The organism is Candidatus Peregrinibacteria bacterium (genome assembly GCA_016220175.1).
Lineage (GTDB): Bacteria > Patescibacteriota > Gracilibacteria > CAIRYL01 > CAIRYL01 > JACRHZ01.
In genome coordinates, this window is sequence record JACRHZ010000063.1 from 25,081 (window position 1) to 35,782 (window position 10,702).

Annotated in this window: 10 protein-coding genes; 3 read left to right on the forward strand and 7 right to left on the reverse strand. The window is 39.9% G+C overall.

What is annotated here, in order from left to right; all coding sequences use genetic code 11:
- Positions 1–27: 27 nt before the first annotated feature.
- A complete protein-coding gene (locus HZA38_05310) occupies positions 28–462 on the reverse strand; it encodes a hypothetical protein (protein ID MBI5414900.1) in 435 nt (144 codons plus the stop codon).
- Positions 463–469: 7 nt separating this feature from the next.
- Positions 470–2,050, reverse strand: coding sequence for a hypothetical protein (locus HZA38_05315; protein ID MBI5414901.1), 1,581 nt, complete (start codon positions 2,048–2,050; stop codon positions 470–472).
- 414 nt (positions 2,051–2,464) lie between these two features.
- On the opposite strand from HZA38_05315, the gene tig reads away from it, so the two are divergent.
- The 3 genes from tig (at position 2,465) to HZA38_05330 (ending at position 5,086) form a co-directional block, all read left to right on the forward strand.
- On the forward strand, positions 2,465–3,751 hold the full coding sequence (gene tig / locus HZA38_05320) for a trigger factor (protein ID MBI5414902.1): 1,287 nt from the start codon (positions 2,465–2,467) through the stop codon (positions 3,749–3,751).
- Between the two features lie 291 nt (positions 3,752–4,042).
- Positions 4,043–4,834, forward strand: coding sequence for a hypothetical protein (locus tag HZA38_05325; GenBank protein ID MBI5414903.1), 792 nt, complete (start codon positions 4,043–4,045; stop codon positions 4,832–4,834).
- Positions 4,835–4,855: 21 nt separating this feature from the next.
- A complete protein-coding gene (locus HZA38_05330; GenBank protein MBI5414904.1) occupies positions 4,856–5,086 on the forward strand; it encodes a hypothetical protein in 231 nt (76 codons plus the stop codon).
- A gap of 59 nt (positions 5,087–5,145) precedes the next feature.
- Here the strand turns inward: HZA38_05330 and HZA38_05335 are convergent, their stop codons facing one another.
- From HZA38_05335 to HZA38_05355, 5 genes are all read right to left on the reverse strand, one after another.
- Complete coding sequence (locus tag HZA38_05335) at positions 5,146–5,451, reverse strand: hypothetical protein (protein MBI5414905.1); 306 nt, start codon at positions 5,449–5,451, stop codon at positions 5,146–5,148.
- 26 nt (positions 5,452–5,477) lie between these two features.
- Complete coding sequence (gene ftsZ, locus HZA38_05340) at positions 5,478–6,566, reverse strand: cell division protein FtsZ (protein ID MBI5414906.1); 1,089 nt, start codon at positions 6,564–6,566, stop codon at positions 5,478–5,480.
- Between the two features lie 146 nt (positions 6,567–6,712).
- A complete protein-coding gene (gene ftsA, locus HZA38_05345) occupies positions 6,713–7,939 on the reverse strand; it encodes a cell division protein FtsA (protein MBI5414907.1) in 1,227 nt (408 codons plus the stop codon).
- Positions 7,940–8,118: 179 nt separating this feature from the next.
- A complete protein-coding gene (ybeY, locus tag HZA38_05350) occupies positions 8,119–8,589 on the reverse strand; it encodes an rRNA maturation RNase YbeY (GenBank protein MBI5414908.1) in 471 nt (156 codons plus the stop codon).
- 37 nt (positions 8,590–8,626) lie between these two features.
- On the reverse strand, positions 8,627–10,543 hold the full coding sequence (locus HZA38_05355) for a transketolase (GenBank protein ID MBI5414909.1): 1,917 nt from the start codon (positions 10,541–10,543) through the stop codon (positions 8,627–8,629).
- Between the last annotated feature and the right edge of the window lie 159 nt (positions 10,544–10,702).

Sequence of the window (10,702 nt, forward strand, 5' to 3'; positions counted from 1 at the left end):
AGACAAGGCATGCCTTGTCTCTACGGTTTATGAATTTTCATCTTTTTTCGGCTGTTTCAAAGATTCGCGGATGGAGTCAATGGCGGAGCCTTCGGCTTTGGTGTGAATAATGTTTTCGACCTCAACCTCAGCCTCTTTTTCGATCTTTTTCACTTCCGCAATAAAATTATTCACAAGGGAAATAATTTCCTTTACTCTCTTCTGAACTTCTTCAGGAGAAAGATTCAGTCCAGATGCTTCATCAATTTTCCTATCAATTTCTTCACATTCATCAATAAGGGCAGCTTCATTCAGATTTTCATATATTGCTACGAGCCCGATAAATTCTCCGATCGCATTCACAAATTCTGGAGAATATGGTTCTCCTTTTTCAATCTCAGAAACAAGCAATGAACGCTGTTCCTCTGTGAGAAGAGGAGAATTTTTGACCGCCTGCATGAGAATATCAAGTTCTTCTGGCATAAACGTGTTATGAAATAGTCAATTTTTCAATATGTCTGACATCCAACTTATTTCCTTTACAAACTAAACTTCCATTCTTAAAATCGAGCTTAATAGATTTTTTTTGACCAGATACGTTTATGGAAAAAATAGCGTTGTCTTTATTGAAAGATTGAAGTTCCAGAGAAAAGCTTGTATCAGTTTCCGAACTTCCTATTGCTTCTAAAAATTTCTTCTTATCTTTCTTGCCTGTACTTGAATTTATTGTAAAATCGACATTTATTCTTTTAGTCGATATTGCTGAAGTTGTAATTTTATCAAAAAACTTATCTCTAAACCTCCTTGCGGCTTCTTTATTTTGTAATGCTTCTTCTCCTTTTTTCCCCATCCCTACAGGTTCTGGATTTCCTTTGAGAATGCTAAGAGGGAATGTTTTGCCATCATATTCAAAAATTCCATCTCTAGTGTTGATTGTCACCTTCTTTTCCGGAATCCCCAAAGTTTTAAATACAATTTGATTATTTTTTTGATCTAGGAAGGTTACTTCCATTCTTTGAAAATCAGAGATGTTCGCTCCAGTGTCACTCTTGAATTTAGTACGAAGATTCTCACCAAATTCAAAGAAAAATTCTTTTCCAACTTGCAAAGAACCAGGTGTTGTTTTTAGAGAGGCATCAAGCTCACTTTGTAGATGGGCTGCAATCTCTGTCGAACGTTTTGTATAATCATTTCCTTTGTTTTTCGCATTCATATTTGTTTCCACTTCTTTTGCTCGAAATCCAACCTTTCCTCTTTCGATTCCTAGCTTCTCTCTAAGCCATCGAACGCCAAAACTGCCCACAAGAGTATTTTTAAGAATTTCTTCCACTTCTTCTGGCTGAGGAAGATCTGGCTTACCTGTTAGGTATGTTTTAAATTCATTAGAAAGGGATTTGTGGTCTATAACGTGCTTGAGGTATTTCTGAGCTGTTTCTGGTGGCAATTTATAATTATCTGTCAACAAACTAAACGCAACATTGTATTTTCCGGTTGATGCTCTGTTTTCAAATATACTTTTCTCCCTTCTTACACGATTTTTTAAAATATGGATTGCGCCTTCAAGCGCCTGTGCTTGACGTTTATAGAGATATGGTCCTGTGCTTTTCCTTTTTTTATCTGCATTTAAACCAATAATGTCCTTTTTGTCCCATACTGCTTTTCCATGAGCAACAAGTGCATACCATGGTCTTTGTCCCAACATGTTCAGTTTTTCTGCTTCTCCCATTTTATTAATATCCTCCTGTTTAAGAGGCTTTCCTCTCTGTGGAGGGTCCTTCGGATCTTTCGGCTTATAATCCCATGAATACTCTTTTTTTCTTCCATCGTTTGTAGCACTTGTACTTGAGCTCCGTTCCTTCCTGGTAACGTCATACCTGTTTTCTAGAATTTTCAATATTTTTGCTCTTTGTTCTTCAAGAACAGAAAGTGCTGTTTCATGAATTTCCCATGAATCTGCAGTTTTCTCAAATGCCCTCCTTGCAATATTTTCACGAACAAGCCGCGTTAACCCTTCAATCTGATGTCTTTTTTTCCTTAATGTAATCGCTACGTCCTCTGTAACACCTTTCACAATTCGTCCAGGAAGTGTTGCAGGAAGATGTCCCTCCAAAAAATGAGAGCCAATCCCCCTTCCTAAAGCCTTTTCTGATTCTTCTTTAACTGTTTTGAGAGCTCTTATGCCAATAGCGTGAAGTTGAGTTCCCTTATCGAATTGAGCAATTGATTCTTTTTCTTCCTTATCGTTCTTTTCAAGATACTCTTTTTGATTTTCATTTGGACTTGGTGCTGCAAAAAACACACGTCTGTTTTCATGGCAAAAAACATGTTCTTGAAGCCGAAAAAAGTGGAAATGATATTGTTCTCGCATTTAATATTTGTATTTATCTCAAAAAACTCAAAATCATCTGACCATTCTACCAAAAAACATGAAAAATTGCAATATCATGGCGTTTCTGAGAGAATTTTTTGGCTTTTTCCCCAAATCATGAAAACGAAGGCCAAAAAACTTCCGAAATCTCAAGTTCTCCTCACGATTGAGCTCGAAGAAGCAGAATGGAAAAAATATCGAGATCAAGCCACTCGTAAGCTTTCTCATGAAGTAAAAATAGATGGATTTCGTGCTGGACACGTTCCCGAAAATATCCTTCTCGAAAAATTTGGAGAAGGACCGATTATTGCAGAAACGATTGATCTTGCCGTTCCACAAGCATATATGGACGCTATTCGAGAAGAAAAAGTTCAACCCATTGCTCGTCCGGATGTAAAAATTACTTCAGAAAAGCCATTTGTATTTGAAGCAATAGTTGCTGTTTACCCGGAAATTACAATCAAACCCATCACGAAATTAAAAGTGGAAAAAGAGAAAATCGAAGTGACAGAGAAGGAGATTGATGAGATGGTGAAATATTTTCAGGAACAAATTGCAGAACGAAAAGAAGTTGATCGTGCGGCAAAAAAAGGAGATATCGTCATTACTGATTTTGCCGGATTTGACATAGATGGCGTCAAACTTGATGGAACGGAAAGCAAACAGCATCCGATTGAAATCGGCTCAGGAACGATGATTCCCGGATTTGAAGATGAAATTCTTGGTCTCAAAAAAGGCGATTCAAAAACGTTTGAGATCACATTTCCCAAAAAATATCATTCGGAAAAATTCGCGGGAAAAAAGGTGAAATTTGAAGTTCATATTCATCACGTCCAGGAAAAAATTCTTCCGGAAATGAGTGAAGCTTTTGTCAAAAACATTACGGGACAGGAAAAGCCAGTGGAAGAATTTCGAAAGGAAATTGAAGAAAGCCTGAAAGAACGCAAAAAAACGGAAGAACAGAAAAAACACGAAGAAGCGCTCCTCGAGGCAGTGGTAGATGTTACGAACGTTGATCTTCCAGAAATTCTCATCCATGAAGAAGTTGATTACCTTCTTGATAACGTGAAATTCCAAGTTCTCCAGCGCGGAATGACGTGGGAAGCACATCTCATGCATCTTAAAAAATCTGAGGACGAAATTCGAAAAGAGCTTCATTCCCAAGCGGAGAAACAAGTGAAGGCTCGTATGGGAATTCAGGAATTCTTAGAACGTGATGGAGTGAAAATTGATGAAAAAGAAATTGAAGAAGAAGTCATGAAAGTTTTTTCTCGAATGAGCGAATCGGACAGAGCGCAAAAAGCAGAACATTTTCAAAAAGGAGCGAGAGGATGGAAAGAGGCGGAAAATAAACTGAGAATTACAAAGTGGGTGGATGGAAAGTTGGCGGAGCTCATCAAGTGAAAAATGCGGAAATACGTTACAACAATGATATAGACGGAAAGATTTTTAATTTTGAAATTTTAAATTTCTAAATAATTTCTAAATTATAATGTTTAAACAACAAACATGAATTCAGATATAGAATTTTAAGATTAAAAATTAGAAATTAAGATTTATTTAGAGATTTTAAAATTATAAAATTAAAAATTACTTCCCCAAATTCTTAATATTCTCCTACCAATACCGAAGAGTTAATATTTTCTTTCTCCATGGACCTGTGCTACTCTAGCGCAAGATTTTTTCCAAAATCAGATGAATAAGCCATTCTCGTACGGAGTACTCCTTTTCCCCCTTCTCCTTCTTTCAGCATGCGGCGGTATTGATCTCCCGTCAGAAGAGAAAAAAGGTGATACAACTCTCATTTCAGAAGCTCCATCTGGAACTTCTCCTGAAACAGAAAATAAGGCTGAAGGAGACAAAACAACTTCTCTGAAGGCGAATGAAGACGGGGCAACAGGCATTCTCCAATGTTTGACAGAGAAGGAGCGTATTTCAGAAGCACTCGATATTAATACCAAAGAACTTGAAAAATGTCTTGAGGACAAAAAAGGTGTTTCGAGACGAATTGAAGCGCTTACTTCTCGTGAAACCGAAACAGAAAAATTTCAAAAATTTGTAAAATATTATTTGGAAAATACAAAGCCATCAGAATATCCATTTCCAAAATGCGGACAGCCTCAACTTTTTAAAGGAGAATCATGGTACGTAGATTTTGAAGCTGCCCTTCATAATGCGGCAATTCCATTTGGACGTGAAACTATTTCTGTCGAGAACCTTACCGGTGGATGTTATTCTTCGGACGGGAAGATGGCATTTTTTCTCGGAGCACAGGATGGGCAGGGCACTTATGACTTTCATCTTCTCAAATATAATCTTGAAGGAAAAACTCTCGAAGAAGCATTCCTCGTAGATGGAAAATGTGATATATGTCCCACAAAACTCGGGAAACGGAATGGACCATTTTTGAGTTTGCAGGGACAGGAAGGAGCGAACCAAGTCGAGTACGAGTACTATTATGCAGATAATATTTTACAGAAAAAATAAGGAGCTCTTTTTTAGGCGTATATGCATATCGCTATCGGGATTCTGGGGATAATCATTTCCTTCCTCATGATCAAATATCGGCATCATATTTATCGATTTAGCGGACCGTGGGGAATCGTGGAGAGGTATTTGGGAATGGGATCAACCCCGACATTCATCGTTCTTCTCGCAGTTGTCGTATTTTTTGTTTCAATTACTGTTTTTACTGGATATGCAACAAATCTCACGAGTGGAATTGCGAGGTTCTTTTAGATCGAGAAAACGAAAACTTCAAAGACCAAAAATCTTTAATAAATGGGAGAAAATAATTTTCACCCCCACCAAGAAGGTCGATGTCCTCGATCCATCAATGCAGTCTTCACTGCTTTTCCATATGGCGTCAATGTTATAAAACCATCCGTATCGTTACAAAGTTGATATCGTAAAGCCCACTGGACTAACTCATAACGCCAAAAACCCGTATTATTGGGAAATGGGCTTCCTTCCATGCTCACAAAAGCATCAGCCCATTGCGAAGCGATAAGATCATCAGCAATAGCCAGCTTCGCTACTTCTGGAATAGATGAAGGCTCCTCGACTGGAGGAGATATACTATTTTTGAATTCTAGGCTTTTCATAAGAAGAATTATTTTTTAAAGGATTTTTATCTCTTCAGCGTCTTCCTCAAAAAAGCAGGAACTTCGAGATCATCTTCCGACTTTGGTCCGACTTTCCCAACAATTCCAGAAGTGCTTCCTCCAAGTCTCTGAACAGATCCACTCCATGCTGTTCCTGCATTTTCATGCTTCGCTTTCTGTTTCTCTTCATCAAATCCGGTTGCAATTACGGTTACCTTTATTTCTCCGGTATGAGAATCGTCCACCACTGCTCCAAAAATAATCGTTGCATCCGGATCAGCAGCAGCAGTTATTACGCGCGCTGCTTCATCAACTTCAAACATAGAAAGATCGGCTCCTCCCGTGATATTGAGAAGAATTCCTTTTGCGCCCTCGATCGAAACTTCTAGGAGTGGTGAATTTATTGCAGCTTTTGCCGCCTGCTCAGCTCGATTTTCTCCAGTCGCATAGCCGATTCCCATAAGTGCTGGCCCCGAATTTTTCATTATCGATTTTACATCGGCAAAGTCAACGTTGATAAGTCCATGAACCGTGATGAGATCAGATATTCCCTGAACACCTTGATGAAGAACATCATCCACAACACTGAACGATTCAGTGAGGGGCATTTTTTTATCAATAAGAGCAAGGAGTCGGTCATTTGGAATAAGAATAATGCTATCTACTTTTCCCTTCAGGCTTTCCAGTCCTTCCATTGCCTGATTTCTCCTTTTCGCTCCTTCGAAAGAAAACGGTTTTGTAACTACTGCAACAGTAAGCGCTCCGAGTTCTCTCGCAATTTCTGCGACCACCGGAGCTCCGCCTGTTCCCGTTCCTCCTCCGAGTCCGCAGGTAATAAACACCATATCTGCTCCTTCAAGAGCTGTTCGAATCTCCTCACTCGATTCTTCCGCTGACTTTTCTCCCACCATTGGATCTGACCCAGCGCCAAGACCTTTGGTGGATCCTTTTCCAATGTTAATTTTTCGCGGAGCTTCGTTGTAATAAAGTGCCTGCGCATCTGTGTTGAGCGTAATGAATTCCACACCATCAATGTGTGTCTTTACCATCCTATTAATCGCATTCCCTCCGCCTCCGCCAATTCCTACCACCTTAATAACCGCAGATGGAGACATCGCGGGAAGAACCTCCGAAGAAGAGGAGCTTTTATGTGCTTTTACTTGAGTCGTAATTGGATTGGCTCCAAAAAGTGATTTCAGTCTGTTATCGGACATGGTGAGAAGAGAAAAATGATAAAGAGAAAAAAACAATAATAACAAATTTATGGAAGGAGTTTTCGAAAGAATTTTTTTACTCCATCAAACATTCGAGAAAAATTGATGCCCACGGAATATCCCCCGCTCGATTCGTACCTCGTTCCCCAGAGAAGAAGTCCAACTGCTGTCACAAATGAAGGATCATCAATTTTATCGACCACACCAGAAACTTCTTGAGGGAATCCGATCTGAACAGGAAGTCCAAGAACCTCTCTAGCGAGATTGAGGACTCCCGGCATTTTCATAGCAGCTCCAGTTAATATCGCTCCTGCAGGGAGCATTCCATCCCTGTTAATCGTTCTCAGTTCATCTTTAATCATTACGAAAATTTCGTGGTATCTTGCCTGAATAATTTCAGAGAGATGTTTTTTAGAAACCTTCTGATTGTCGATTTTGGAAATCAAACTGAGATCAATAGTTTCACGATCACTCACATCACCAGGTTCAGTGCTTCCATATTCGATTTTAATTTTCTCGGCAGTATCAATAGAAGTTCGCATTCCAATGGCAACATCGTTCGTAACCGCTGATCCACCAATAGGAATAACTGAAGAGTGAAGAACACTTCCTTCTTCATACACCACTATAGAAGTGGAGTCGCAACCAATATCGATGGCAACTACGCCGAGCTCTTTCTGTCTGCGAGAGAGAACTGCTTCTGCTGCGGCGAGTGAAGTCGGAACAATATCGTCGATATCTACTCCTGCCTGATGGACACATTTTTCAATATTTTGCACAACCTGTGATTGTCCCGTAATGATATGTGCCTCAACCTCGAGACGAATTCCGCTCATTCCCGCTGGAGTTTTTATTCCTTTTTGTTCATCAACGGAGAACGATTTGGGAATAATTCTCAAAATTCTTCGGTTTGGAGGGAGAGAGAGCGCTTGCGCTGCTTCGAGAACTCGATTGATTTCTTCTTCCCCAATCTCTTTTCCCCCAATGGCAATAACACCTTTTGATGTTACCGCTTGGATATGAGCTCCTCCAATCCCAACATAGACATGATGAATAGGAATTCCGCTCATGCGTTCAGCATCTTCCAAAGCGGCTGCGATATTATTGATGAGTTCTTCCACGTCGATTACCGCGCCTTTTCTGAGTCCCTGAGATGGGGAAAGTCCGAGTCCAATGATATGTGGCTCTTTTTTTTCTGGGGTGACGACTCCGATAACAATCCGAATTTTTGAATTGCCGATATCAAGAGCGACAATTACATTTTCTCGAGCCATGGAATATAAGGAAAGAATAAAAAAAGTGTTCAATAGGAAGGAGGGAGAAACCGTGAACGGTTTTCAGAACTCCTCACTTTTTCAAGTGGAGATTGTGTCAAAAAAAATGAAAGGGAGCAAATCTTTTTTTGTTTTTCTGAGCACTTAAATAGCACTCGTTTGAAAAATTTGTTCATGTATTATGCGCATCCTAATAACGTTTTTCCCGATTTTAAAACTTGTTTTTCAGCAGCATTCATTTTGAAGAAATCTTGTGTATTTTTATGATCAAACCCCAAAAGGTGAAGAAGTCCATGAGTAAATAAAGTATTCAGCTCCCCTTGGAGAGAGTATTTTTTGTGTTCAGCTTGGATTTTGGCTTTTTGAAGCGATATATAGAGATCTCCGAGAGGGCGAATTTGCTCTGGAGAAGTGGCATCATAGAGAAGAAAAGAGAGAACATCAGTCGCAACATTCTTTTTTCGATATTTTTTGTTCAGTTCTTGGATTTTTTTATTATTCACAAAAATAAGAGAAAGAGAGGTGTCTTTCTCAGGAAATCTTTCTGGGAAGAGATATTGAGTTCGAAGAAGAAGCTCCTCAAAACATTCAAAATTTACCGAAGATTTTCCCCGAGAGACGCTGCCTGAGTGAATTTCGAGATGGACCATGGCATTCAAAAAAATATCCGGGAATTCGTATCTTCTCTTACCCAAGCATATCCATACATTTCCCCACAATAAATTCTGCAGAAATCTTTGCGGATTCGTAGAGTTTTTCAGATGTTCCAGAAAGCTGGTATTCAGATACTCCCATGGTTGCAAACTTTTTGGGATGAACATTTTTCTGAAAAAGATATCTCGCGACCTGACCTCCAAATCCGGAAAGGCAATTATGATCTTCAATTACGAGGAGATTCTTTGTCTTTTTCACCGATTCTGCGATGGTATCATCGAATTCCTTTGGAGAACTCATCACGATAAGTTCCACAGAAACTCCTCCCTGTTGGAGTTGGTCACGCGCATGAAGTACTTCAGCTACCATGGGACCACTTGCAGCAATGGTGATATTCATCCCCAGCCTCAAAAGATCGCACTTTCCATAGATGTATTCGTATTTCGCATCATAGAAAACTTCTCCATTTTCTTTCGTAAGAACAGGAACTTTCTGACGTCCCATTCGGACATAAAAATTTCCATAATGCGAAGCAATATACCTGATAATTCGATCACAATGATTCGGATCTGCTGGCTCAATTACGTGAGTATGGAACATTCCGAGAAAAGATCCCATGTCGTCAATGGCTTGATGAGTCGGTCCATCTTCTCCCACCGAAAGTCCGCAATGAGTGGCTACCATTTTTACATTTGTACGATTAATATCATTTACACGCGCCTGATCCTTTGCCCTGCTCGACATAAATGCTCCGAATGTTGAGGCAAAGGGAACAAATCCCACAAGAGAAAGCCCACCCGCGATGGAAATCATATTTTGTTCCGCGATGCCAACTTCAATATGTCTTTCGGGAAATACTTCCGCGAGCATATCTGTTTTTACAGACCCTCTGAGATCAGCGGTGAGCGCGAGAATACTCTCGTTCAGCTTTGCGAGGTCAAGAAGTGCTGCACCGTATGCGGAGCGACAGTCCGTAAGAGTTTTTTCGGAGTACGCTATTGGGGAACCGACATTAAATTGGACAGGAGCAAGGTCATCAATAAAAAGTGGCTGTGGTGATTTTATTGGCACTCCACTTCTGAAATTCTTTAGAAGCGTTTCTTCTTGTTCTGAAATACGGAGGGATTCAAGAATTTTATCTGCCTCTTCCGGTTTGGGAGCCTTTCCGTGCCATGTGGACCTCAAAGCTGTTCCTTCGTGTTCCATAAGCTCAACGCCTTTTCCCATAACAGTATATCCCACAATCACCACTGGTTTTTCTGAAACTTTATGTGCCTCTAAAATTGCTTTCCACATGTCCTCAAAATTGTGACCATCGACCTCAAGAACCTGCCATCCTCCGGCGGAAAAGAGAGAAGGAATATCGATGGGCATGATTTCCTCAAGGCTTCCTGAAAGTTGAACTCTGTTGAAATCGACGAAGAGAATCAAATTATCGAGTTTATATTTGCTCGCAAAATATATCATTTCGTGAACCTGGCCTTCCTGTACTTCTCCATCTCCCATAAGTGCGTAGACTTTCTCTTTTTTCCCCTGAAGTTTTTCTGAGAATGCAAATCCGGCAGCGACAGAAACTCCAATTCCTAACGGACCGGTTCCATACCAAACTCCCGGAACGTGTCTCGAAATATGTCCTTCGTACGGACTTCCCACTTTTCGGAATCGCTGAATAACTTCTTTCTGAGGAATCCATCCCATTTCGGCAAGTACGGCGTATACCGCAGGAGAAATATGTCCATTGGAAACAACCACTTTTTCTCCTGTTTGCGCAATGATGGCAGTATAGAGAAGTGAGAGATAATCGATTGAGGAAAGAGATCCTCCGGGATGACCACTTTGTGAATTTTTGAGCATGCTAATAATACTTCGCCGACAGGATTTACTAAAAATTTCTAAGAAAGAAATATATTCTTCAGAAAGATCGGTGCTTAATTGCGGAGCGGGAAGCATAAAGAAATTTTAAATTTTAAATCAGTAGTGGGCGGTTAAGAAAAGGTTAATAGCTTAAAGTGATTGTTTTAGACTGTGGTTTTGAGATTTTTAACATTTTTCGATTTCAGGGAAATTCAGGGATAATTGGCATATTTTTTGCTGGTTTCCTATGAATAC